We start from the raw sequence: 22285 nt of genomic DNA, 5'->3' as shown, positions 1-22285 counted from the left end.
TCGAACGATGACCCGCGTCTCCGTGGTGGTCCCGGTGCGGGACGACGCCGACCACCTGCGTCGGTGCCTCGCGGCGCTCGCCGACCAGACCCGTCCGGCCGACGAGGTGGTGGTCGTCGACAACGGCAGCTCCGACGACGGTGCCGCGGTGGCCCGCGCCGCCGGGGCCGTGGTCGTGACCGAGCCGGTGCGCGGGATCGCCCGGGCCTCCGCTCGCGGGTACGACGTGGCGACCGGGGACGTGCTGGTCCGGCTTGACGCCGACTCCGTGCCGCCGCCTGGCTGGATCGCCGCCGCGCTCCGCCTGCTCGACGACCCGACGACCGTCGCCGTCACCGGCCCCGGGCGTCCGCTCGAGGGCGGACCGGTGCTCCGCCGCGTCTGGGACGCGGTCTACATGGGCCCGTACTTCGTCCTCGTCCGTGCCGCGCTCGGCCGCCCGCCGCTGTTCGGGTCGGCGCTGGCCATGCGCCGTTCGACGTGGGAGTCCGTCCGGGCAAGGGTGCACCGCGAGGACCCCGAGGTGCACGACGACGTCGACCTCAGCATGCAGCTCGACCCCGCCTGGCGTGTCGTCGTGGACCGCTCGCTCACGGTGCAGGTGTCCGCGCGACCGCTCTCCGACCTCGGGTCCGTGGTGGTCAGGACCCGGCGGGCGTTCCACACCTTCCGCGTGAACGGCCGACGGGCGAACCCGGTCCGGCGATGGGCCCGACGACTCCGAACGGCAGGGCACGCGGCCCGTGCCGAGACGGCGTGGTGGCACACGCGCTGACGGGTGCTCCCGCTAGGCCCCCGTCGGCCGCGACCGGACGTGCGCCCGCTCGCCCTGCGGCCCGTACAGGCACAGCACCTCGGTCACCTCGTCCGTCGTGTTGCCCACCCAGTGCGGCGTGTGCGTGTCGAACTCCACGACCTCGCCCGGCCCGAGGTCGAAGTCCCGCTCGCCGAGCAGCAGCCGGAGTCGCCCGGACAGCACGTAGAGCCACTCGTAGCCCTCGTGCGTCTTGAGCGTCCGGTCGCCGTTCGCGGGCTCGGGCGGGATGAGCTGCTTGAAGGACCGCACACCCCCGGTGCGCTTCGTCAGCGGGATCACGATGCGGCCGCCGTGCCGCTCCGGCTTGAGGTGCACACGGGGGTCGCCCGTCTGCGGCGCCCCGACGAGGTCGTCGAGCGGCACCTGGTACGCCTTCGCGAGCGGGAGCAGGAGTTCGAGCGTCGGCTTCCGCTGCCCCGACTCCAGCCGGGAGAGCGTCGAGACCGAGATGCCGGTGCGCTCGGAGAGCGCGCCGAGGGTGACGTCGCGTCGGGCGCGGAGGGCGCGCAGGCGCGGGCCGACCGCGTCGACGACCTCGGCCGTCGTCCGTGTGGTGATCCGTTCCTCCCGGGCGTGCACCCGGCCATGTTGCCAGAGCGGCAACGAACGTTGCCAGACGGCGCGGCCGAGCCGCAGGATCGCGGCATGCGAGAACACCACGACGTCATCGTCGTCGGCGGCGCCGCCGCCGGCCTGTCAGCCGCCCTCATCCTCGGCCGGTCCCGCCGGTCCGTCCTCGTCGTCGACTCCGGGGAACCGCGGAACGCGCCCGCCGAGGGCGCGCACAACTACCTCGGCCGCGAGGGCGTCGCCCCGGCGGAACTCGCCGGGATCGGGCGCGAGGAGGTCTCGCGCTACGGCGTCGAGGTGACGCACGGGAGGATCGTGGCCGCGTCGCCGCTGCCGACCGACGGACCCGACCCGGTCGCCTTCTCGGTCACGCTGGACTCCGGCACGGTCGTCACCGCCCGCAGGCTGGTCGTCGCCTCCGGCGCCGTGGACGTCCTGCCGGAGGTCCCGGGCCTCGCCGAGCAGTGGGGGCGCGGCGTCGTGCACTGCCCGTTCTGCCACGGATGGGAGGTCCGCGACCAGCGCATCGGCGTGCTCGTGTCGACGCCGTTCGGTGCACACCAGGCGCTCATGTTCCGCGCGCTGAGCGACCGGGTGACGGCGTTCGTCACGGACCCGGCGCTCGTCGACGCCGACGGGCGGGCGGGCCTCGCGGCGCGGGGCATCACGGTGGTGGACGAACGGGTCACGCGGGTCGAGTCCGTCGACGGTCGGCTCACGGGCGTCCAGCTCGGGTCCGGGGAGGCCGTGGCGCTCGATGCCCTCGCGGCGGCGAGCACGGCGGAGGCCCGGGTCGGGTTCCTCGAGGGTCTGGGGCTCGTGGCGTCGGACGTCCTGGTGAACGACTTCCGCGTGGGCAGTGCGTTGACGGTGGACGCCGCCGGGCAGACGACCGTACGCGGGGTGTACGCCGCGGGGAACGTGACGACCCCGATGGCGACCGTGATCGCGTCGGCGGCGGCGGGGACGCAGGTCGGGGCGGCGGTGCACGGGGACCTCGTGCAGGCCGACCTCGCGGCGGCGCTGGCCGCGGTGCCGGTGGGCTGACGCTGCCGTCCGCGCGAGTCTCGCACGGAGCGACACGTCACGGGTCCGCGCGCGCATGATGTGTCGCTGGGGCCGAGACTCGCGCGGGCCGTCCCGAGACTCGGTGCGCGCTCAGGCCACGCGGTAGCCGGCCTGCGCGGCCAGCAGCGGCGCGAGCGCGTACAGCTGCTCGCTGCCGATCGTCGCCCCGCGGAACCCCTCGAGCCGCTCCACCCGGTCGAGGTCCGCGTCGCGCAGGTCCACGTGCTCGATCCGGGTGTTCGTGCCCTCGGCCGAGCGGATCCGGGTGCCCGTGAACGACACGCGCAGGAGTCGGGCGTCCGCCACGTCGAGCTCGTCGATCACGCAGTCGCGGAACATCACGTCGGTGACCGCCGACCCGCGGAGGTTCACGAACCCGAGCTTCAGGCCGACGAACTCGACCCCGTTGAGCGTCGCGTCGTACAGCTCCGCCGAGCCCACCCGGCCGGCGGCGACCCGGACCTCGCGCCAGGTGCTGCTCGATGCGCGGAGCACCGGTGCGTCGAGCGTCTCGACGACCGAGTCGCGGATCCGCAGTCCCCGCAGGTCCGTGCCGTCCGCGCGGAGCGTGCCGACGACGCACTCCTCGACCTCGAGGTCGGGCAGCCGCTCCCCCGCGATGTCGAGCACGTCGACGTCCTTGCCCTCGATGCGGTCGCCGGTCAGGAGGTCCCCCGGCCCGGGCGTCCACGCCTCGAGGTCCGTCGGCGGGGTGAAGCTGATGCGTGGTGCGTCCACGCCGTCGGGGGATCCGGTCCTGCGAGCCATGCCCTCAGTCTGCCGTGACGTCCGGCGCGACGCCTGCCGTGGCACCGACCTCGACCGGGGTCAGCACGCTGGACAGCCGGTAGTCCTTCGCCGGACCGACCGCGCGCCACTCGACCGTCCACCGTCGTGCGTCGCCGGCGAGCGTGCCCGTGTAGTCGTCCGGTGCGCAGGCGTGTTCGACGCTCGCGCCCCACACCCAGTCGTGGAAGACCCGGCCGTCGGCGAAGTGCACGGTCCACCGGCCGTCCACGCGCCGGGCGGACAGGGTCCGGGAGACGGGCGTGACCAGGTCCCCGAGGTGCATCGTGCCGGACTCGTCCCAGCGGACCTCGTCCGGAGCGGTCGCGGTCAGCGTCGTCGTCCCGGTGACGGTGCCGGACGTGCCGGCGCGGTGGTCCTGCACGGTGCGGTGGAGGTCCCACACCCCGAGCAGGTCCGTCGGCATCACCCGGCCAGGGTAACCGCCGGTCAGCGGAGCCGGTGGCGCGGCAGTGCGTCGCCCTCGTCCGGCGAGGGGTCCCGCTGGCCGGACCGGCGCACGGCTCGGCGGTCCACCCTCCGGCCGACCCGACGGACGACCCGCCGCAGGACGAGGGCCACGCCTGCCAGGGCGACCACGACCACGATGGCCAGTGCACGGTCGCTCGTCGAGCCACCGTCGTAGTTCGACCACGGCAGTCCGAGCGCCCACTGCACCACCGGACCGACCACGAGCAGGACCCCGGCGGGCACGGCGACGATCGCCCACCGACGGGTCTCACTCCAGGTCGGGAGCAGCAGTGCGACGGCTCCGCAGGTCGCAGCGATCGCCAGCGCTCCCCACACCCAGGAGTCGCCGGACATCCGCCAGCCGTCGTGCGCGAGCCAGGCGCGGGCGTCGTGCACCGTCATCGACCAGGAGTGGTTGTCCACGTACCGCCCGGGGACGTGCGGCACCGGCCACCCGATCACCGCGAGGACACCGGTGACGGCCCCGAGCACGCCGAGGACCCACGCCCACCAGCGCTATCCGACGGCCGGCTCGACGTCGAAGTCGGAGATGCTCACCCGCGCAGGACGCCGGCCCGCGCCGTCCGGTGCTCCTCGTCGGAGATGACCCCGCGGCGGTGCAGGTCGTCGAGCTCGGTGAGCCGCTGCTCGAGCGACGCCGTCGCCGGCTCGGACGCGGGCGCGACCGGTGCCAGGGTGGCGCTCCGGGACGCCTGGTACGCCAGGTCCTCCTGCAGCGTCAACGGGTTCTGTCCGCGCTTCGCCATGCGCTGGGCCCGGTAGACGGCTACGGCGATGGACGCGATGATGCCGAGCACCACGACGACCCCGCCGATCGCGATGATCGTCCCCACGACGTCGAACGCCTGCGGGATGAGCGGGTTGCCCATCTCCGAGAAGTCGTCCCCGATCGCCATCCTGGTCCCCCGTTCGGTCAGCGCCGCACGGATCGCCGGCATCTCCTCGCGAGCGTAGCGCGCGGAGTGCCGGCGGCGGAGGCCCCAGAACGGTCGTCGCCGCGGGCTACCCCCGGAGCGGTTCCGACGCCGACACGGCCGCCCCGTCGGCGAACCCGGACACGAGCTCCCGCAGCGCCTCCTCGGCGGTGTGGCGCGGCACCCACCCGAGCTCCGCACGCGCGCGGTCGACGCGCATGATCGGCACGCCCGCTGCGATGTCCACCCACCCCGCGTCCGTCGGCTGCAACCGCAGGCGCCAGGTCAGCGTGACGATGCCGCGGATCAGCCGGAGCGGTACCCGGACAGCACCGAGCATGCCGAACGCCCGTGCCATCCGTGGCGGGTTGAGCACCGGTGCCGCGGCGATGTTGAAGGCGCCGCCGGCCCGCCGGTCGATCGCGCGCCAGAACGCGTCGGCGAGGTCGTCGGCGTGCACGGCCTGGAACACGAACGGCAACGGCAGCGGCAGGACCGCGAACCGCAGCGCGCGCACGATCGACATCGGCACGAGGCGTCCGAGGAACAGCCCGCGGAGCTCGGCCGCCGCGCCGCGCTGGAACACGAGCCCGGGCCGGAGCCGGGTCACGACGACGTCCGGGTGCTCGGCCTCGAAGGCGTCCATCGCGGCCTCGTTCGCCGCCTTGTGGATCGAGTAGGTCGCGGTCGGGATCCCCGTCGCGGGGAAGGACTCGTCGACGGGGGTGCGCTTGCCGTCGACGTCGACCCCGCGGTAGGCGCCGACACTCGACGACACGACGACCTGTCCGACACCGGCGCGTGCGACGGCCTCGAGCACGTTCGCCGTCCCGGTGACGTTCGTCCGGTGCTGGGCGGGGATGTCGTGCGTCGGCTGCAACGCCCACGCCAGGTGCACGACGGCGTCGGCGCCCTGGAACACCGCCGTGAGCTCGTCAACGGCGCGCGGGCCACCGATGTCGACCGCGTGCCAGAGCGCGACGTCGTAGGGCGCGACGCGGGCGTCCGGGAGCCGTCGGGCGACCCCGACGACCTGGAGCGGGCTCCCGTCGCCCGACCCCTCGAGTCGGGCGGCGGCCAGCCGACGCAGGACGCCGGTGCCGACGTTCCCGGTCGCTCCGACCACGACGATCCGCATCAGCGACCCCGCACCGGCAGCAGCCGCGTGCCGGCGCTCCGCACGGCCACCGGACGCACGCCCATCAGGCGGCGGCCATCGCCGGGTCGAGCACGACCTTGATGCAGCCGTCCTGCTTCTTCTGGAACACCGAGTACATGTGCGGGGCGTCCTCGAGCGACACCCGGTGCGTGGTGAGGTCGAGCGTGCCGAGCGGGTCCGACGGGTCGGACACGAGCGGCATGAGGTCGTCGACCCAGCGGCGGACGTTGCACTGTCCCTCGCGGATCGTGATCTGCTTGTCGAACAGGGTCATCATCGGCATCGGGTCGGCCATGCCGCCGTACACACCGGACAGCGACACCGTGCCACCGCGGCGGACGAGGTCGATCGCGGCGTGCACCGCGGCGAGCCGGTCGACACCGGCGGTCTCGATCGCCTTCTGCGCGAGCTTGTCGGGCAGCAGGCCGGCCGCACGCTGGGCGAACCCGGCGACGGGGTTGCCGTGCGCCTCCATGCCGACCGCGTCGACCACGCCGTCCGGCCCGCGGCCGTCGGTCAGGTCGACCAGCTGCGGCACGACGTCGTCGGAGAGGTCGAACACCTCGATGCCGTGCTTGGCCCCGAGGTCGCGGCGGACCTGTTCCGGGTCGACCGCGAGCACGCGGTAGCCGAGGTGCTTGCCGATGCGGGCGGTGAACTGCCCGACGGGGCCGAGGCCGAGCACCGCGAGCGTCCCGCCCTCGGGCACGTCCGCGTACTGCACGGCCTGCCACGCGGTCGGGATGATGTCGCTCATGAAGAGCCACTGGTCGTCGGCGCCGGTGTCCGGCACCTTGATGGGCCCGTAGTCGGCGTGCGGCACGCGCAGGTACTCGGCCTGGCCGCCGGGGACCTGGCCGTACATCTTCGTGTACCCGAAGAGCGAGGCGCCGGTGCCGTACTCCTTCACCTGGGTGGTCTCGCACTGCGACTGGAAGCCGTGCTGGCACATCCAGCAGTGTCCGCAGGAGATGTTGAAGGGGATGACGACGCGGTCGCCCACCTTGAGGTTGGTGACGGCGGAGCCGACCTCCTCGACGATGCCCATCGGCTCGTGTCCGAGGACGTCGCCCTTGTCGATGTACGGGCCGAGGACCCGGTACAGGTGCAGGTCGGAGCCGCAGATCGCCGTGGAGGTGATCCGCACGATCGCGTCGGTCGGCTCCTGGATGGTCGGGTCGGGGACGGTCTCGACGGACACCTTCTCGGTGCCTTGCCAGGTCAGTGCGCGCACGTCGCGTTCCTCTCGTCGTCGCTTCGCGGCCGGCCGGGAGGCACGACTCGCGTGCACCCCTCGGTACGCGCCCGCCCCGTGGTGCGTTCACAGCCGTGCGGTCACCGGACGGGGTCGGCGAGCACCGTCGCGAGCGTGCGCTCGTGCTCTGCACGACCGCCGGGTGCGGCGCTGCCGGCGAGCACGACGAGGGCCTTCCACAGCGCCCAGCCGCGTGCCCGCGCCCATGCGTCGACGTCGAGGCCCACGGCGTCGCGGAACGCCGGACGCGCCTCCGGCCGGAGGAACGTCCACGCGAGCACGAGGTCGCACGCCGGATCGCCCACGCCGCACGTGCCGAAGTCGATGACCGCCGAGAGCCGACCGCCGCCGTCGACGAGCAGGTTCCCGGGCGCGACGTCCCCGTGGAACCAGACGCCCGGTCCGTCCCACGAAGTCGCGGTCGCCTCGGCCCACACCCGCTCGCACGCCGTCCGGTCGACTGCGTCGCCGAGGGTGTCGAGCGCCGCACGGACCTGGTCGCCGTACACAAACGGGTGCTCCCCGCGGTGGAACGAGTGTGCTCCAGCCGCCGGTCCGCCCGTCGTCGGTGTGGACCGGAGCGCCCGCAGTACCGCGCCGACCTCGCGCGCGAACCGCTCGTGGTCGAGGTCCGGCACGGCGACCGCCACCTCGCCGTCGATCCACCGGCGCACCGACCACAGGAACGGGTAGCCCTCGCCGGGGACGCCGAGCCCGACCGGCTCCGGCACGGCGACGTCGAGCGAGCGGGCCAGCAGCGGCAGCACGGCCTGCTCCTTCTCGACCGCGGGCACGTACCCGGTGGCGCTCGGCAGCCGGACCGACAGGCCGCTCCCGAGGCGGTACGTCCGGTTGTCCCACCCCTGGTGCGCGACCTCGCGTACGGGCAGGCCCGCCCACGCCGGGAACTGCGCGGCGACGAGCCGTTCGACCAGTGCCACGTCGATGTGGGGACGGACCTCCTCGGACGTCATGCCGCCAGGCTAGGCTCCGCGCATGGCCACCGTGTCCGAGCTGCTCACCACGAACCTGCACGACGTCTTCGGCAACCGCGACGCCGATGCCCGACGGGCCGCGATCGAGCGGACGTACGCCGCCGACGTGACCTTCACCGACCCGGAGGGCACGGTCACCGGCCGCGACGCCCTCGACGCCAAGGCCGCTGCGCTCCTCGACCAGGTGCCCGGCGCGTTCCAGTTCGTCGAGGAGGGTCGTCGCTACGTCTCCGAGACCCACGGCGTGCTCGCGTGGGGGTTCGGCCCGGTCGGCGCACCGGCCGTGCGTGGCGTCGACGTCGTCGAGGTCCGCGACGGGCTGATCGTCGCGCTGACGACCGTGTTCGCGGAGGCGGACGCCACCGCCTGAGGGCGGCGGCCGCGGGGCGGAGCCGCACCGCGCCTCCAGACCGCAGGCGGTCCGACTGCACCGGTCCGCCGGAGCCGCACCGCGCCTCCAGACCGGGGTCAACCGCGCAGGCGGTCCCGCTCCGCGTCGGGGAGGTGCTCGGTCGCGGTCGCCCGCGCAGCCGAGGTGAGGAAGCGAGCGTTCCGTTCGAGGAACGCGACCAACGCGGGTTCGGACGCGCGCTTGCCGGTCTCGCGGAGCACCCAGCCGAGGGCCGACTGCACGGTCTCGCTGCGCTCCCGGACGAGCCGACCGGCGATCGCGAGCGGGACCTCCGCGTCGCCCTGCTTGACGAAGGCCAGGGTCGCGACGACCGCGATGCGCCGCACCATCGCGACGTCCGACTTCGCGAGCGCGAAGAGCGGACCGGTGGCACCGCCGACGAGCGGGGCACCGACGAGCTCCTCGGCGCCGAGGTCGACGAGGGCGGGGTCCTCGAACCGCTCCGCCTTCGCCGCAGACAGGTACTCGTCGGTGAGCTCGGGGTCCGGGTCCCGACGCATGGCCTGCACGAGCAGCAGCACGGCGACCAGGCGCGCGCCCGGGTCCTCGCTCCAGAGCAGCGACGAGCGCTCCCCCTCGTCGAGGTCCGCGAACTGCCGCGCGACCCGTCGTGCTGCCGCGACGTCACCGGGGGTGCGCGCGAACGCGGCGAGGACGGCCTCGGCGTCGGCGCTCATGCGGTCTCCCCGGTCGTCGCGTCGGCGGCCGGCACGGTCCGACGCCCACGACGCAGCACGATGACCGCGACGACGACCAGGAACGCGGCGAACAACCACGTGCCCACCTGCGGGTCGACGAGCCGGGCGAACCACGCACCGAGCGGCGAGCAGACCGCCGCCGTGACGCCGACGGTCAGCCCCACCCGCAGGTCGACCGAGCGCCGCCGCAGGTTCGCGACCGTCCCGGAGACCGAGGTCGGCACCATCGTCGCCAAGGACGTGCCCTTCGCGAGCAGGTCCCCCGCGCCGAGCACCACCTCGAGCCCCGGCACGATGACGACCCCGCCGCCGACGCCCACCAGCCCGGACAGCACGCCCGACAGCAGGCCGAGCAGCAGCAGGACGATCGCCTCGAGGACGCCGAAGTGCACGGCACCGCCCCGCGTCGGGACCGTCGTGAAGAGCGACACGAGCACGACCGCGATGAACCCGACGAAGACCCACGGCAGCACCCGCAGCGGCAGGGCCCGGAGCAGGCGGGCGCCGATCGGGGCGCCGACGACGCTGCCGACCGCGAGGGTCAGGGCCGCGAGCCAGTGCACCTCGCCCTGGACGGCGTAGGTGACGGCGCCGACGACGGCAGCGGGGGCGATCGCGACGAGGGACGTCGCGGAGGCCCGGCGCTGGTCGAGGTGCAGGAAGGCCATGAGCGCGGGGACGACGACCACGCCGCCGCCGACACCGAACAGGCCGGAGAGGACGCCGGCGACGACGCCGATCGCCACCAGCACGATCACCCGTCCGCCGCGCGTTGCCATCGGGTCCAGGCTAGCCGTGACGGGTGCGGCCCCGTGTCCGCCGGTGGGGCGGGCACGGGGCCGCGGTGTGGATCAGCGGAAGTGCAGGTTCTGCAGCGGGTCGACGAGCGTCCCGTTGCGCCGCACCTCGACGTGCACGTGCGGGCCGGTGGACTGGCCGGTGTTGCCCGACTTGCCGAGCTGCTGCCGGACCGAGACGATCTGCCCCTTCTTGACCGCGATCACGCTCATGTGCGCGGTGAGGACCGTCGTCATGCCGTAGGTCACCACGACGTAGTTGCCGTAGGACGCCGAGCTCGTCGCGGCCGTGACGGTGCCGGTCGCCGATGCGTACACCGGCGTGCCGGTGCCGACGGCGGCGTCGGTGCCCTGGTGGTAGCGCGGGACGTGCCCGGCGCCGCGGTCGTCGCCGTACTTGCCGCTGATCTTGGTGCTCGCGACCGGCCAGAGCAGCCCGGTGACGGGTCGGGTCGACCACGAACGGGTGTCGGTCTTGCCGTAGAGGACGACGTTGTTGTCGACCTGCACGAGGAGCGCCCCACCGCCGGCCCGGCTGGTGTTCGAGGCCCAGATCGGCTTGCCGTCGACGGTGTAGATGACGAGGTTGCCGTCCGCCTGCACGGCCGCGTACGCGTTGAAGTTGCGGATGGTGCTCGCGGTGGTCCAGACGACGGCGCCGTTGACGCGCTGCACGAGCATGCCGTTGGTCATCATGGTGAGGGTCCGGTTGCCGGACTGGTCGGCGCGCAGCGTGGTGCCCGGCAGGATCGTGTTCCCGGCGGGCACGCGGTCCTGGTAGCCCTTCCAGTTCACGACGGCCGAGGTGCCGGCCCAGAGCACCATCGTGCCGTCGCCGCGGACCTCGAACGAGGTCGACTGCGCGGTCCCCGCGGTGGCCCAGCGGGCGACGCGCTGCCCGTTCCGGACGATGTCGAACGCGCGGTTCTTGCCGACGACGGCGACCGCGCCGGGCTGGTTCGAGGTGCCGGACGACCAGAGGACGGCGTTGCCGATGCCGTACTCGACGAGGTTGCCGTCGCCCTGCATGACGAGGCGGTACTGGCCGTTCGGCGAGGTGACGGAGTCACCCGGGGCGAGGGTGGTGCCGGCGGGCACGGACCCCTTCCAGACGACGGCTGCGGAGGCCGGTTCGGCGAGACTGACGACGGCCCCGGCGGCGACGGCGAGCGCGACGAGTGCCGCGGCGATGCGTGGGAGTCGCCCTGCGCGCGCGACGGACGGTGAGCTGGTCAAGAGAACCCCTGATCTGGATGCGGGCGGCGCCCCTGCGCCGTTCGGTCCGCGGCGCGCCCTGAACACGCCGACGAATGATCGTCGCTTCTCGGGTCAGGCCACACAACCCCCCTGACACTGTTGCCCTGCCCCAGTGCGAGGGGCAAGCATCGAGCGTCGTCGACGACGGCCGGGGCAGACCGGGGGCGCGGCGCGCTCCGCGACAGGTGTTACACGATGGAAACGAGATGTGTACAAAAGCAGACACTCGATCGTGATTGTATGCAATCACCGCACTCCTGAGCGCGACTCCACAAGGGCCGCCACGCACACCCGCAGCTCCAGGAACACGATGTCCCAGACCCTCGCTCGACGCCGCCGGACACTCCTCGCCGTGCCCGCCGTCGCCCTGGCCGCCGCGCTCGCCCTCACGGCGTGCGTGCCCGTCCAACGTTCGAAGGCCGGCGGCGCGACCGCCGGCACCGTCACTACCGTCGCGATCGGCGACCAGCGGGTCCGCGAGGGCGGTGACCTGGTCATGGCGCTCTCCGCAGAACCGGACCGGCTCGACCCGACCACGTCGTCGTCGCTGTACACCCGGTACGTCATGGAGACGATGTGCCAGAAGCTCTACGACATCGACGCGGAGGGCACCGTCGTCCCGATGCTCGCGACCGCGCTGCCGACGGTCTCCGACGCCGGGAAGACCGTGACGTTCCCGGTCCACACCGGCTACCGGTTCGCCGACGGCACCCCCTTCGACGCGGACGCCGTCGTCACGACCCTCGAGCGGAACCTGACGAAGGACGACTCCAGCCGGAAGAGCGAGATGGGCCCGGTGGCCGGCATCGACGCGGTGGACGACCACACCGTCCGGATCCGTTACGACACCCCCTTCGCCCCGATCACCGCCGCGCTCGCCGACCGCGCCGGCATGGTCATGTCGCCCACCGCGCTCGCGGAGGAGGGCGACGGCTTCGGCGACCACCCGGTCTGCGTCGGCCCGTACAAGTTCGTCGAGCGCGTCCCGCAGACCTCGATCACGGTCGAGCGCGACCCGCAGTACCACGACCCCGCGAGCGCGCACTTCGACCGGATCACGTACCGGATCATCACGGACGCCAGCATCCGGGCGCAGAACCTGAAGTCCGGGGACGTGCAGGTCGCCGACACGATCTCCACCCAGGACGTCGACGAGCTGCGGAAGCGGAAGGACCTCAGCGTCCTGCGCACCGGATCGCTCGGCTACCAGGGCATCACGATCAACCTCGCGAACCAGGACGGCGTCGGCACCGACCCGAAGCCGCTCGACACCCCGCTCGCGACCTCCCGCAAGGTCCGGCAGGCCCTCTCGATGTCGATCAACCGAGCCGAGCTCGTGCAGAGCGTGTTCGGCGGCTGGGCCGACGTGGCGTGCTCGCCGATCCCGGACACGAGCGTCTACGCGACCGAGGCGAGCAAGGCCTGCCCGGAGTACGACCCCGAGCGGTCCAAGGAGCTCCTCGAGCAGGCCGGCGTCGAGCAGCCGTTCCCGATCGACATGGAGGTGACGAACACCCCCGACACCGTCCGGTTCGCCCAGGCCCTGCAGTCCCAGGCACGCGCCGGTGGCTTCGCGATCACGATCACCCCGGTCGAGTACACGACCCTGCTCGACGACCAGACCCGCGGCGACTTCCAGGCCCTGCAGCTCGGCTGGTCGGGCCGCGTCGACCCGCACGGCAACATCGGCTCGTTCCTCGGCACCGGTGGCGGCAACAACTACCCCGGCTACAGCGACCCCGAGGTGGACGACCTGATCAGCCGCGCGGCGCAGGCCACCGACCAGCAGGAGCGCGCGGCCCTCTACGGCCAGCTCGTGACGAAGGTGCAGGAGGACGACCCGATCGTCTACCTCTACCGGACCCGGAGCATCACCGGCGTCAGCAAGGCCGTTGCCGGCGTCTCCACCTACGCCGACGGCGTGGTCCGACTCAGCCAGGCGGCGTTCGTGGAAGGCAGCAGCAAGTGACCCGGTACGTGGTGACCCGACTCTGGCAGGCGGCGCTCACGCTCGTCCTGGCCTCGATCGTGGTGTTCTTCGGGGTTCGGCAGCTGCCGGGCGACCCGGCTCTGGCCCTCGCGGGCGAGGAGGCGAGCCCGGAGCGCCTCGCCGCGGTCCGTGCGGACCTCGGCCTCGACGACTCCCTCGTCGTGCAGTACTGGCGCTTCGTCGTCAACGCGCTGCAGGGCGACTTCGGCCAGTCGACCCGGACGGGCACGCCCGTGACCGAGCTGCTCGGCGCGACCCTGCCGGTGACGCTGTGGCTCGCGCTCTACGCCATCGTCGTGGCGGTCGTCGTCGGGGTCGCGCTCGGCACCCTCGCGGAGCGCTACCGGGGGCAGTGGCCGGAGTGGATGGCGAACGCCGCGGCACTCGTCGGACTGAGCGTTCCGAACTTCTGGCTCGGCATCCTCGCGATCGTGTGGCTCGCCGCCGGCCTCGGCTGGTTCCCGGCCTCCGGTTACGTCCCGATGACGCGCGACCCCCTCGGTGCCCTGCACCACCTGACACTGCCGGCCCTCATCCTCGGCACCTCCCTCGCCGCCGTGATCATGCGACAGACGCGGGCGTCGATGATCGAGACGATGAAGACGGACTTCGTCCGGACCGCCCGCGCGAAGGGCCTCAGCCGGCCGCGGGTGCTGTTCCGGTACGGCCTGCGGAACTCGATGATCGTCGTCGTGACGATCGTCGGACTGCAGCTCGGCGGTCTCATCTCGGGCGCCGTGGTCACCGAGCGCATCTTCGCGCTGCCGGGGTTCGGCAAGCTCACGCTCGATGCCGTGTTCACCCGCGACTACCCGGTGATCCAGGCCGTGGTGCTCGTGATCACGCTCGGCTACGTGCTCATCAACTTCGCCGTGGACGTCCTGTACTCGGTCATCAACCCGAAGATCCGCGTCGGAGGAACCGCATGACCACCATCACCGCCCCCTTCGACCTCGGCTCGAGCCGTGGCCGCGTCTGGAAGCAGGTCCGGACGAACCGGCTCGGCATGGCGGGCGGCATCATGCTCGCCGTGGTCGTGCTCGCCGGCATCGCCGCACCGCTCATCGCGCCGCACGACCCCACGGCGACGCACTTCGACCTGCCGTTCCAGGTGCCGTTCACCGTCGGGTTCGGGCTCGGCACCGACGACCTCGGCCGCGACGTCCTGTCCCGCACGGTGTACGGGATCCGGGTGTCCCTGGTCGTGGGTGTGCTGTCCGTGCTGCTGGCGGTCGTGGTCGGTACGCCGCTCGGCCTGCTCGCGGGCTACTGGCGATGGCTCGACGGGATCATCTCGCGCCTCACCGACGTCGCCCTCGCCTTCCCCTTCCTCATCATCGCGGTGGGCCTCGCGGCGATCAGCGGTCCGAGCCTGTCGAACGCGGTGATCGCGATCGGCATCTCGCACGTCCCGGCGATGATCCGGATCGTCCGTGGGGAGACGCTCCGGATCACGAGCGCCGACTTCGTGACGAGCGCGAAGACCCTCGACGCCGGTGGCGCCCGGATCATCGCGCAGCACGTCCTGCCGAACTGCGTCTCCGCGATCATCGTGCAGGCCACCGTGATCATGCCGGTCGCGGTGATCGGCGAGGCGCTGCTGTCCTTCCTCGGCCTCGGCATCCAGCCACCCACCCCGAGCCTCGGGATCATGCTCTCGGACGCGCAGCAGTACCTCGGCCAGGCGCCGTGGGCCGCGGTCGTGCCCGGAGTCGCGATCGCCGTGATCTGCCTCGGCTTCAACCTGTTCGGCGACGCGCTGCGCGACGCCCTCGACCCCACCGCCTCGGACCGGAAGTGACCATGACCACCAACCCCGCCTTCACCGCACCGCCCGCCGAGACGACCCGGCCGGACCTACGGGGCACCTTCGGCATGGCCGCCTCGACGCACTGGATCGCGACCGCCGTGGCCCAGTCGGTGCTGGAGCGCGGTGGCAACGCCTTCGACGCCGCCGTCGCCGGTGCGTTCGTCCTGCACGTCGTCGAGCCGCACCTGAACGGTCCCGGCGGCGACGTGACCGCCGTCTTCGCCACCGCCGACGACAAGACCCCGACCGTCCTCATGGGGCAGGGCCCGGCCCCGGCCGGGGCGACGCCGGAGTACTTCCGGTCAGAAGGACTCGACCTGGTCCCGGGAGCGGGTGCGCTCGCGGCCGCTGTGCCCGGCGCCGTCGACGCCTGGCTGCTGCTCCTCGCGGAGCACGGCACGTGGGAGCTCGCCGACGTGCTCGCCCCGGCGATCGGGTACGCCCGTGACGGACACCCGGTGGCTCCGCGCGTGGTCGCCACGATCGCGACGGTGCAGCACCTGTTCCGCGACCACTGGCCGTCCTCCGCCGAGCGGTGGCTGCCGGGAGGCGCGGTGCCGGAACCCGGGACCGTCGTGCGCAACGAGCCGTGGGCTGCAGTGCTCGACCGACTCGTGCAGGCCGGTGCCGGTCTCGACGTGGCCGACGACGCGCGCATCGCGCGCATCGAGGCCGCCCGGACCGAGTGGGCCGAGGGCTTCGTGGCCGACGCGGTCGACGCCTTCATCCGCACACCCCACCGCCACGCGTCGGGCACCGACCACGCCGGCGTGATCCGAGCGGAGGACCTCGCCGCCTTCCGCGCCTCGACCGAGCCCGCGACCACGGCCGAGTTCCGCGGACACACGATCGCGAAGACCGGACCGTGGGGCCAGGGGCCGGCGCTCCTGCAGACCCTCCGCCTGCTCGACCCGCTCGACGACGAACGCCTCGACCCGTCCACCGTCCTCGGCGCCCACACGATCGTCGAGGCGCAGAAGCTCGCCCTCGCCGACCGCGAGGTGCACTACGGCGAGCGCGACGTCCCGATGACGGAGCTGCTGTCGGACGCGTACTCCGACGAGCGTCGTGCACTGATCGGCGATCGTGCCTCGCACGAGCTGCGCCCCGGGTCGGTCTCGGTGCCCGCCGGCGCGCTGCCCCCGCTCCGTGTCACCTACACGCCGGGTGGCGAGCCGATCGCGGGCGTCGGTGAGCCCACCGTCCCCGGTGCCCGAGGCGACGCGGTGGCGACGCCCGCCGAGGACGACCCGGTGCACGAGGACCGCGGCGAACCGATCGTCATGGAGACCGGCGAGACCCGCGGCGACACGTGCCACATCGACGTCGTCGACCGGTGGGGCAACATCATCAGCGCGACCCCGTCCGGTGGGTGGCTGCAGTCGTCCCCGACGATCCCCGAGCTCGGCTTCTGCCTCGGCACGCGGATGCAGATGACCTGGCTCGAGCCGGACACGGCGTCGACGCTGACCCCGGGTGCCCGCCCCCGGACGACACTCACCCCGACGCTCGTGCTCAAGGACGGCGAACCGGTCGTGGCGATGGGGTCACCGGGCGGCGACCAGCAGGACCAGTGGCAGCTGCTCTTCCTGCTCCGCACGATCGTCGGCGGGTGGTCGCCGCAGCAGGCGATCGACGCCCCCGCGCTGCACACGACGTCGTTCCCGGGGTCGTTCTGGCCCCGCACCTGGACACCGGGCGGCCTCGTCGTCGAGGACCGCCTCGGTGACGACGTCATCGCCGGGCTCGAGGAGCTCGGCCACGTCGTCACCCGCGCCGGCGACTGGTCGCTCGGCCGGCTGTCGTGCGTGACCCGAGACCCCGACACCGGCGTCATGGGTGCCGCCGCCAACCCGCGAGGAGCACAGGGCTATGCCGCAGGACGCTGAGGACCGGACCATGCAGGAACGCAACACGACCACCGGACGCACCACGGGCCCCCCGGCCGACAGCGCAGCCGACCACCTGCTCTCCGTGCGCGACCTGCGGGTCGCGTTCGGTGATCGCGAGGTGCTGCACGGCATCGACCTCGACGTCCGCCGCGGCGAGCGCGTCGCGATCGTCGGGCAGTCCGGGTCGGGCAAGTCGACGCTCATCGCCGCGCTGCTGCGGCTCCTGCCGGGCGCCGGACACATCACGGGCGGGGAGATCCGCCTCGGCGACGACGACCTCGCGCACGCGGGCGAGGCGCTCATGCGTCGGGTGCGGGGCGGGCGGATCGGGCTCGTGCCACAGGACCCGTCGACGAACCTCAACCCCTCGATGCGGGTCGGTGCACAGATCGCGGACGCGCTGCAGGCGGGCGGGATGCGGGGCCGGGGGGCGATCCGGCAGCGGGTCGTCGCGCTCATGACCGAGGCCGGCATCCCGGAGGCCGCTCGCCGCGCCGACCAGTACCCGCACGAGTTCTCCGGCGGGATGCGGCAGCGCATCCTCATCGCGGTGGCGCTCGCCCGCCAGCCCGAGCTGCTCATCGCCGACGAGCCGACGAGCGCACTCGACGTGACGGTGCAGCGGCAGATCCTCGACCACCTGCAGACGCTGGTGGACCAGCACGGCACGACGCTGCTGTTCGTGACGCACGACCTCGGCGTCGCGGCGGACCGGACCGACCGCGTCGTCGTGATGCTCGACGGGGCGATCGTCGAGCAGGGCGCCCCGGAGGCGATCCTCCGCGACCCGCAGCACGAGTACACGAAGCGGCTCATCGCGGCGGCCCCGGCGCTTTCCGGCATCGCACCGGAGCCCGTCGCGGCCGGCGAGCCGATCCTCGTCGTCTCCGACCTGGTGAAGGAGTACAAGCTCCGCGGTCGCGGTGCGGGCACCCTCAAGGCCGCGGACGGCGTCTCGTTCACCGTCCGCCGCGGCACCACCACCGCTGTGGTCGGTGAGTCCGGCTCGGGCAAGACGACGGTCGCGCGGATCGTGCTCGGCCTCGAGACGCCGACCTCCGGCACGGCGCTCGTCGACGGGAAGTCCATCGGCACGGCGCGCGGGGCCGAACGGCGCGAGGTCCGCCGCCGGGTGCAGCCGGTGTTCCAGGACCCGTACGGCTCGCTCGACCCGACCTCGACGATCGAGCGGATCATCGACGAGCCCCTCCGGGTGTTCGGCATCGGGGACGGGGCCGCGCGCACCGAACGGGTCGCGACGCTCCTCGACCAGGTCGCCCTCCCCCGCGAGGTCGCGCAGCTCCGCCCGAACGAGCTCTCGGGTGGGCAGCGGCAGCGCGTCGCGATCGCCCGCGCGCTGGCACTCGAACCGGAGCTGATCATCCTCGACGAGGCGGTCTCCGCGCTCGACGTGCTCGTGCAGGAGCAGATCCTCACGCTGCTCGACGACCTGCAGGACCGGCTCGGGCTGAGCTACCTGTTCATCACGCACGACCTCGGGGTGGTCCGGCGGATCGCCGACGACGTCGTCGTGATGCGCCGCGGACAGGTCGTCGAGCGGGGCTCGGTGGCGGCGGTGTTCGACGACCCGCAGGAGCAGTACACGCGGGACCTGCTCGACGCCATCCCGGGGAAGCGGCTCGCCGAGGCAGCCGCGTGAGCGACGACCGGTGTGCCGCCTGGCCGGGTGTGGCACGATCGGCACCGTGCTGAACGGGACGAGCGTCATCGACGCCATCCGCCACGACATAGTGGCCGGCGGACTGCAGCCCGGCACCCGGGTGACCGAGGCGTTCCTCGCGGAGCGCTACGGGGTCTCCCGGGTCCCGGTGCGCGAGGCGCTGCGCGGGCTCGAGGGCGAGGGCTTCGTCGTCTCGCGGCCGAACGCCGGGTCCCGCATCGCCGACATCCCGTTCGACGAGGCCGACGACCTGTTCGCGGTCCGGGAGTCGCTCGAGATCGCCACCGCCCGCCGCGCCGCCACCCGGGCGCGGACCCTGTTCGACGCGCCCGCCCCGCCCGAGGACTGGTGGCGGCTCCGCCGCGAACTCGGCGCCGTGCTCGACGCGGGCGACGCGGCCGTGGCCCGCGACGAGCTCGACCAGCTCGTCGACCTCAACGAACGCTTCCACCTGCTCGTCGCCGAACTGTCCGGCAGCACGACGCTCGCGACCCTGCTCCGGCAGCTGTCGCGGAAGATCGAGTGGCTCTACGCGCTCGACACGTTCTCCCGCGGCAAGCGGCTGTGGCCCGACCACCGGCGCATCCTCGCGGCGATCGACGCCGGCGACGTCGACGGGGCCGCCGAGCGGATGGCGTGGCACGTGCGGGAGAGCCGGATCGGGTACGCGGCGCGTTCCTCCACGGAGCAGGCCGACGCCCTGCGCGAGGTCGGCCCTGCCGTCTGACCCGTCCGGTCAGCGCCAGCGGGCGACGTGACAGCTCACGGCGGTGAGGGCGCCGATGAGGCCTGCCACTGCCCCGGCTCCGAGCGCACCTCCGAACACCGTGCCGTCGAACAGGTCCGCCGTCGTCCCCGCAACGGTGCCGAAGGCCGCCGCGGCGGCCAACGCCACGTCCGTCACGACCTCCCACAGGAGCCGCACCCGGACGCGACGCAGCACGACCCGGTGGAGCAGGAGTCCGACGCCGGCCACCACCGCTCCACCGACCGCCCCGAACGCTGCCGCGAACACCATGAAGAGGGCCTCCAGCACGAGCAGGTAGTCGAGGTCCTTACCGCTGCCCAGGCTGTTGAGCGACAGCCCGCCGAGCAGGACGACGCCGATGACGCAACCGCCGATCGCTCCCCGCCACACGGCTGCGCCGCGCAGTGGCGACCACCTGGGTCTCGTCGGCGTCCGCTCGAGCAGCGGGCCGCGAAGCACGCCGTCCTCGTCCATGCGCCCGATGGTAGGGCACGGCGACAGCGCGCTGGCGGGCCGCCGGGCGCCGGATGCCGCGCGAGACTCGCGCCCAGCGACCGATCTCGCGCCGACCGGCCCGAGGACCGTCGCGCAGCCCGGGTCTCGGGGCCGCCCGGCGACGCGGTCACCGCGCTAGAGCGTCGGGACCACCACCGCGCGCCCGGACAGCTCGCCGGCCTCGAGCTTCCGGTACGCCTCGAGTGCGTCGGACAGTGCGTACCGCTCGACGTCGGGCTCGATCTGCCCCGCGCGGTACATCGCGACGACCTCGTGCAGGTCCTCGATCGTGCCCCAGTACGTGTTCGTGATCGTCGACTCGTACGGCGTCGTGAAGAAGTTCCACTCCACCGTCCCACCGGCGATGCCGACGACGGTGAGCCGCCCACCGATCGCCATCGAGGCCTTCGCCGTCGCGATCGTCGGCCCGGCCCCGACGAAGTCGAACGCCGCGTCGACGCCCTTGCCGCCGGTCAGCTCACGGATCGCGGCGGCCTGGTCGGGTCCGGCGGGCACGGTGACCGCACCGCGGGCCGCGGCACGCTCCATGGCCTCCGGCTTGGTGTCCGTCGCGATGACCGTGGCGCCGGTGAGCGCGGTGAGGATCTGCACGGCGATCTGCCCGAGCCCGCCGAGTCCGACGACGAGCGCGTACTTCCCGCCGCCCGCGAGCGCCGGCATCGCGGCCTTGATCGCGTGGTACGGCGTGAGGGCGGCGTCGCTGAGCGGTGCCGCGGCGATCGGGTCGGCGTCACCGAGGGGCACGAGGTTGCGCGCCGGCACGGTGACGTACTCCGCCATGCCACCGTCGCGCCCGAGACCGATGCCCGCGTACGGGTTGGTGGCGGCGTTCTCGCAGTAGGTGTCCTGCCCCTTGGAGCAGTACGAGCAGTGCCCGCAGCCGACCGGGCCGTAGACCAGGTACGCGTCCCCCTCGGTGAAGCCGGTGACGCCCTCGCCGACCGCCTCGACCCAGCCGGAGTTCTCGTGGCCCAGGACGAAGCCCGGTGTCTGGGCGCCCGGCTGTCCCTCCTGGAACTCGCGGTACACGGCGACGTCGGAGTGGCACGCGCCCGCACCGGCGACCTTCAGGAGCACCTCACCCGGGCCGGGCGTGGGCTTCGGCACCTCCCGCAATGACGGGAAGGTCTGGTACTGCTCGAACACGACGGCGCGCATGTGGTTCTCCTTCGATCGCCATCAAAACTACACCTGTCGTTCAATTCGCACAGCGGACATCCTGCGTCTTCACCGTGAGCCGGTTGCGAGAACGATCGTTCTCCGATTGACTCGGACACGTCGGCCCGCAGCGGACCGAACCCCCACACGAAAGGAGCGGCCATGCCAACGCGCACCGCACGCACCGCCTGGAACGGCGGCCTCAACGACGGTTCCGGTCAGGTCGAGCTCTCCAGCTCGAAGGTCGGCACCTACGACGTGTCCTTCCCGAAGCGCGCCGCCGAGGACGCCGACGGCACCACGAGCCCCGAGGAGCTCATCGCCGCGGCGCACTCCGCCTGCTACGCGATGCAGTTCTCCGCGATCCTCGGCGAGGCCGGCGGCACCGTCGAGGCCCTCGACGTCAAGGCCGACGTCTCGCTCGGCCCGGACAAGGACAACGGTGGCTTCAAGCTCACCGGCATCGTCCTCACCGTGAACGGCGAGGTCTCCGGCATCGACGAGGCCGCCTTCCTCAAGGCGGCGGACGAGGCCAAGGCGACCTGCCCGGTCTCCAAGGCGCTCACCGGCGTCGACATCGAGCTCAAGGCGACCTTCGAGAACTAGTCGCGACCCTGCACGGACTGGAGGCGCGGTGCCAGCTGGCACCGCGCCTCCCGTCCGTCCACCGGTACCGTCGACCGCATGGCCCGCCTCTTCCGCAGACCGACCCACGCCGCCCTCTGGCTGGGACTCGTCGCGCTCGTCGTCGGCGTGGCGCTCGTCGTCACGGCGCCGCCGTCCTCGTTCGGTTCGTTCGGGTTCGCGTCGTTCTCGTCGGAACCGACGAAGTACGCCTACGTCGTCGGCGTCCGGCCCTGGCAGCTCGTCGTCGGCCCGGCCCTCGTGCTGATCGGGGCAGTGGTCGCGGCCTTCGCCGGCGGACGACTCAGCGCTCGGCGTCGCCGCTGACCACGCTTCGTCGGTACGGTGGCGACGTGCGCCACTTCCTGTCGACCTGGACCCACCGCCTGCTGCTGGCGGGCGCAGTCCTGCTGATCGCCGGGGCCGTCGTCCTCGTCATCGCCCCGCACCAGGCGTTCGAGTACTTCGCCTACTTCCCCTCGAGCCACACGGCGATGTTGCCGACCGCGCACACCTGGCAGGAACGCACCGGCGAGGTGCTCGTCCTCGCGGGCGCGGTCGCTGTCGCCTTCGCACTCGGCCGCATCTCGGTGCGTCGCCGCTGACCACACGGCGCCGCCACTGACCGCGTCCAGCCGACGTCCGG

25 protein-coding genes are annotated in these 22285 nt (G+C 73.0%); 12 read left to right on the top strand and 13 right to left on the bottom strand.

The window, feature by feature from the left end; translation table 11 throughout:
* Window positions 1-7: 7 nt before the first annotated feature.
* Window positions 8-775, top strand: coding sequence for a glycosyltransferase family 2 protein (locus tag ACY3FI_RS01530; protein WP_462548966.1), 768 nt, complete (start codon window positions 8-10; stop codon window positions 773-775).
* A 12-nt stretch (window positions 776-787) separates the two neighbouring features.
* On the opposite strand, the gene ACY3FI_RS01525 is transcribed toward ACY3FI_RS01530, so the two are convergent.
* On the bottom strand, window positions 788-1375 hold the full coding sequence (locus ACY3FI_RS01525; protein ID WP_462550387.1) for a helix-turn-helix domain-containing protein: 588 nt from the start codon (window positions 1373-1375) through the stop codon (window positions 788-790).
* 87 nt (window positions 1376-1462) lie between these two features.
* Between ACY3FI_RS01525 and ACY3FI_RS01520 the strand changes: the two genes are divergently transcribed.
* Window positions 1463-2434: an NAD(P)/FAD-dependent oxidoreductase gene (locus ACY3FI_RS01520; protein WP_462548965.1), complete on the top strand. Its 972-nt coding sequence runs from the start codon at window positions 1463-1465 to the stop codon at window positions 2432-2434.
* 111 nt (window positions 2435-2545) lie between these two features.
* Here the strand turns inward: ACY3FI_RS01520 and ACY3FI_RS01515 are convergent, their stop codons facing one another.
* From ACY3FI_RS01515 to ACY3FI_RS01485, 7 genes are all read right to left on the bottom strand, one after another.
* Window positions 2546-3223, bottom strand: a complete 678-nt coding sequence (locus ACY3FI_RS01515; protein ID WP_462548964.1) for a pentapeptide repeat-containing protein — start codon at window positions 3221-3223, stop codon at window positions 2546-2548.
* A 4-nt stretch (window positions 3224-3227) separates the two neighbouring features.
* On the bottom strand, window positions 3228-3668 hold the full coding sequence (locus ACY3FI_RS01510) for a DUF6314 family protein (protein ID WP_462550386.1): 441 nt from the start codon (window positions 3666-3668) through the stop codon (window positions 3228-3230).
* 23 nt (window positions 3669-3691) lie between these two features.
* Window positions 3692-4204, bottom strand: coding sequence for a hypothetical protein (locus tag ACY3FI_RS01505; RefSeq protein ID WP_462548963.1), 513 nt, complete (start codon window positions 4202-4204; stop codon window positions 3692-3694).
* Between the two features lie 62 nt (window positions 4205-4266).
* Complete coding sequence (locus tag ACY3FI_RS01500; protein WP_462548962.1) at window positions 4267-4671, bottom strand: SHOCT domain-containing protein; 405 nt, start codon at window positions 4669-4671, stop codon at window positions 4267-4269.
* Window positions 4672-4735: 64 nt separating this feature from the next.
* Complete coding sequence (locus ACY3FI_RS01495) at window positions 4736-5785, bottom strand: NAD-dependent epimerase/dehydratase family protein (protein ID WP_462548961.1); 1050 nt, start codon at window positions 5783-5785, stop codon at window positions 4736-4738.
* Window positions 5786-5849: 64 nt separating this feature from the next.
* On the bottom strand, window positions 5850-7040 hold the full coding sequence (locus tag ACY3FI_RS01490; protein ID WP_462548960.1) for a zinc-dependent alcohol dehydrogenase: 1191 nt from the start codon (window positions 7038-7040) through the stop codon (window positions 5850-5852).
* A gap of 101 nt (window positions 7041-7141) precedes the next feature.
* A complete protein-coding gene (locus ACY3FI_RS01485; RefSeq protein WP_462548959.1) occupies window positions 7142-8035 on the bottom strand; it encodes an aminoglycoside phosphotransferase family protein in 894 nt (297 codons plus the stop codon).
* Between the two features lie 22 nt (window positions 8036-8057).
* On the opposite strand from ACY3FI_RS01485, the gene ACY3FI_RS01480 reads away from it, so the two are divergent.
* Complete coding sequence (locus ACY3FI_RS01480) at window positions 8058-8426, top strand: nuclear transport factor 2 family protein (RefSeq protein ID WP_462548958.1); 369 nt, start codon at window positions 8058-8060, stop codon at window positions 8424-8426.
* Between the two features lie 98 nt (window positions 8427-8524).
* On the opposite strand, the gene ACY3FI_RS01475 is transcribed toward ACY3FI_RS01480, so the two are convergent.
* The 3 genes from ACY3FI_RS01475 to ACY3FI_RS01465 form a co-directional block, all read right to left on the bottom strand.
* The gene (locus ACY3FI_RS01475) at window positions 8525-9145 is read right to left on the bottom strand and encodes a DNA alkylation repair protein (RefSeq protein ID WP_462548957.1); all 621 of its coding nucleotides are present in this window, start codon (window positions 9143-9145) and stop codon (window positions 8525-8527) included.
* Window positions 9142-9945, bottom strand: a complete 804-nt coding sequence (locus ACY3FI_RS01470) for a sulfite exporter TauE/SafE family protein (protein ID WP_462548956.1) — start codon at window positions 9943-9945, stop codon at window positions 9142-9144. Before ACY3FI_RS01470 ends, ACY3FI_RS01475 begins: the two co-directional genes overlap by 4 nt.
* Window positions 9946-10017: 72 nt before the next feature.
* Window positions 10018-11199 carry a peptidoglycan DD-metalloendopeptidase family protein gene (locus ACY3FI_RS01465; protein WP_462548955.1) on the bottom strand — a complete coding sequence of 394 codons (1182 nt, stop codon included), beginning with the start codon at window positions 11197-11199 and terminating at the stop codon, window positions 10018-10020.
* A gap of 331 nt (window positions 11200-11530) precedes the next feature.
* On the opposite strand from ACY3FI_RS01465, the gene ACY3FI_RS01460 reads away from it, so the two are divergent.
* From ACY3FI_RS01460 to ACY3FI_RS01435, 6 genes are read left to right on the top strand one after another with little or no spacing between them, the layout of a single operon-like run.
* Window positions 11531-13189, top strand: coding sequence for an ABC transporter substrate-binding protein (locus tag ACY3FI_RS01460; RefSeq protein ID WP_462548954.1), 1659 nt, complete (start codon window positions 11531-11533; stop codon window positions 13187-13189).
* The gene (locus ACY3FI_RS01455; RefSeq protein ID WP_462548953.1) at window positions 13186-14139 is read left to right on the top strand and encodes an ABC transporter permease; all 954 of its coding nucleotides are present in this window, start codon (window positions 13186-13188) and stop codon (window positions 14137-14139) included. Before ACY3FI_RS01460 ends, ACY3FI_RS01455 begins: the two co-directional genes overlap by 4 nt.
* A complete protein-coding gene (locus ACY3FI_RS01450) occupies window positions 14136-15011 on the top strand; it encodes an ABC transporter permease (RefSeq protein WP_462548952.1) in 876 nt (291 codons plus the stop codon). The genes ACY3FI_RS01455 and ACY3FI_RS01450 overlap by 4 nt, the downstream gene beginning before the upstream one ends.
* A 2-nt stretch (window positions 15012-15013) precedes the next feature.
* Entirely contained in the window at window positions 15014-16909 is a 1896-nt protein-coding gene (locus tag ACY3FI_RS01445) for a gamma-glutamyltransferase family protein (RefSeq protein WP_462548951.1), read from the top strand.
* A 10-nt stretch (window positions 16910-16919) separates the two neighbouring features.
* Window positions 16920-18572 carry a dipeptide ABC transporter ATP-binding protein gene (locus ACY3FI_RS01440; RefSeq protein ID WP_462548950.1) on the top strand — a complete coding sequence of 551 codons (1653 nt, stop codon included), beginning with the start codon at window positions 16920-16922 and terminating at the stop codon, window positions 18570-18572.
* A 46-nt stretch (window positions 18573-18618) separates the two neighbouring features.
* Entirely contained in the window at window positions 18619-19320 is a 702-nt protein-coding gene (locus ACY3FI_RS01435) for a GntR family transcriptional regulator (protein ID WP_462548949.1), read from the top strand.
* A gap of 9 nt (window positions 19321-19329) precedes the next feature.
* Here ACY3FI_RS01435 and ACY3FI_RS01430 read toward each other — a convergent pair whose 3' ends face one another.
* Window positions 19330-19815, bottom strand: a complete 486-nt coding sequence (locus ACY3FI_RS01430) for a hypothetical protein (RefSeq protein ID WP_462548948.1) — start codon at window positions 19813-19815, stop codon at window positions 19330-19332.
* Between the two features lie 156 nt (window positions 19816-19971).
* The gene (locus ACY3FI_RS01425) at window positions 19972-21015 is read right to left on the bottom strand and encodes an NAD(P)-dependent alcohol dehydrogenase (protein WP_462548947.1); all 1044 of its coding nucleotides are present in this window, start codon (window positions 21013-21015) and stop codon (window positions 19972-19974) included.
* Window positions 21016-21177: 162 nt separating this feature from the next.
* On the opposite strand from ACY3FI_RS01425, the gene ACY3FI_RS01420 reads away from it, so the two are divergent.
* From ACY3FI_RS01420 to ACY3FI_RS01410, 3 genes are all read left to right on the top strand, one after another.
* Complete coding sequence (locus tag ACY3FI_RS01420; protein ID WP_462548946.1) at window positions 21178-21621, top strand: OsmC family peroxiredoxin; 444 nt, start codon at window positions 21178-21180, stop codon at window positions 21619-21621.
* Between the two features lie 78 nt (window positions 21622-21699).
* Window positions 21700-21966: a hypothetical protein gene (locus ACY3FI_RS01415; protein ID WP_462548945.1), complete on the top strand. Its 267-nt coding sequence runs from the start codon at window positions 21700-21702 to the stop codon at window positions 21964-21966.
* Between the two features lie 26 nt (window positions 21967-21992).
* Window positions 21993-22244 (top strand): hypothetical protein, encoded by a 252-nt coding sequence (locus ACY3FI_RS01410; RefSeq protein ID WP_462548944.1) that lies wholly within the window; start codon window positions 21993-21995, stop codon window positions 22242-22244.
* Window positions 22245-22285: the final 41 nt, after the last annotated feature.

This window comes from Curtobacterium sp. RM9 (assembly GCF_054956955.1).
This window is presented reverse-complemented; position numbering and strand designations above follow the sequence as displayed.

Coding starts and splice junctions, on each gene's coding strand:
- ACY3FI_RS01485 (WP_462548959.1), bottom strand. CDS start 8,035: ATGACGTCCGAGGAGGTCCGTCCCCACATCGACGTGGCACTGGTCGAA.
- ACY3FI_RS01460 (WP_462548954.1), top strand. CDS start 11,531: ATGTCCCAGACCCTCGCTCGACGCCGCCGGACACTCCTCGCCGTGCCC.
- ACY3FI_RS01480 (WP_462548958.1), top strand. CDS start 8,058: ATGGCCACCGTGTCCGAGCTGCTCACCACGAACCTGCACGACGTCTTC.
- ACY3FI_RS01450 (WP_462548952.1), top strand. CDS start 14,136: ATGACCACCATCACCGCCCCCTTCGACCTCGGCTCGAGCCGTGGCCGC.
- ACY3FI_RS01475 (WP_462548957.1), bottom strand. CDS start 9,145: ATGAGCGCCGACGCCGAGGCCGTCCTCGCCGCGTTCGCGCGCACCCCC.
- ACY3FI_RS01425 (WP_462548947.1), bottom strand. CDS start 21,015: ATGCGCGCCGTCGTGTTCGAGCAGTACCAGACCTTCCCGTCATTGCGG.
- ACY3FI_RS01520 (WP_462548965.1), top strand. CDS start 1,463: ATGCGAGAACACCACGACGTCATCGTCGTCGGCGGCGCCGCCGCCGGC.
- ACY3FI_RS01445 (WP_462548951.1), top strand. CDS start 15,014: ATGACCACCAACCCCGCCTTCACCGCACCGCCCGCCGAGACGACCCGG.
- ACY3FI_RS01510 (WP_462550386.1), bottom strand. CDS start 3,668: ATGCCGACGGACCTGCTCGGGGTGTGGGACCTCCACCGCACCGTGCAG.
- ACY3FI_RS01430 (WP_462548948.1), bottom strand. CDS start 19,815: ATGGACGAGGACGGCGTGCTTCGCGGCCCGCTGCTCGAGCGGACGCCG.
- ACY3FI_RS01495 (WP_462548961.1), bottom strand. CDS start 5,785: ATGCGGATCGTCGTGGTCGGAGCGACCGGGAACGTCGGCACCGGCGTC.
- ACY3FI_RS01470 (WP_462548956.1), bottom strand. CDS start 9,945: ATGGCAACGCGCGGCGGACGGGTGATCGTGCTGGTGGCGATCGGCGTC.
- ACY3FI_RS01415 (WP_462548945.1), top strand. CDS start 21,700: ATGGCCCGCCTCTTCCGCAGACCGACCCACGCCGCCCTCTGGCTGGGA.
- ACY3FI_RS01530 (WP_462548966.1), top strand. CDS start 8: ATGACCCGCGTCTCCGTGGTGGTCCCGGTGCGGGACGACGCCGACCAC.
- ACY3FI_RS01420 (WP_462548946.1), top strand. CDS start 21,178: ATGCCAACGCGCACCGCACGCACCGCCTGGAACGGCGGCCTCAACGAC.
- ACY3FI_RS01515 (WP_462548964.1), bottom strand. CDS start 3,223: ATGGCTCGCAGGACCGGATCCCCCGACGGCGTGGACGCACCACGCATC.
- ACY3FI_RS01500 (WP_462548962.1), bottom strand. CDS start 4,671: ATGCCGGCGATCCGTGCGGCGCTGACCGAACGGGGGACCAGGATGGCG.
- ACY3FI_RS01440 (WP_462548950.1), top strand. CDS start 16,920: ATGCAGGAACGCAACACGACCACCGGACGCACCACGGGCCCCCCGGCC.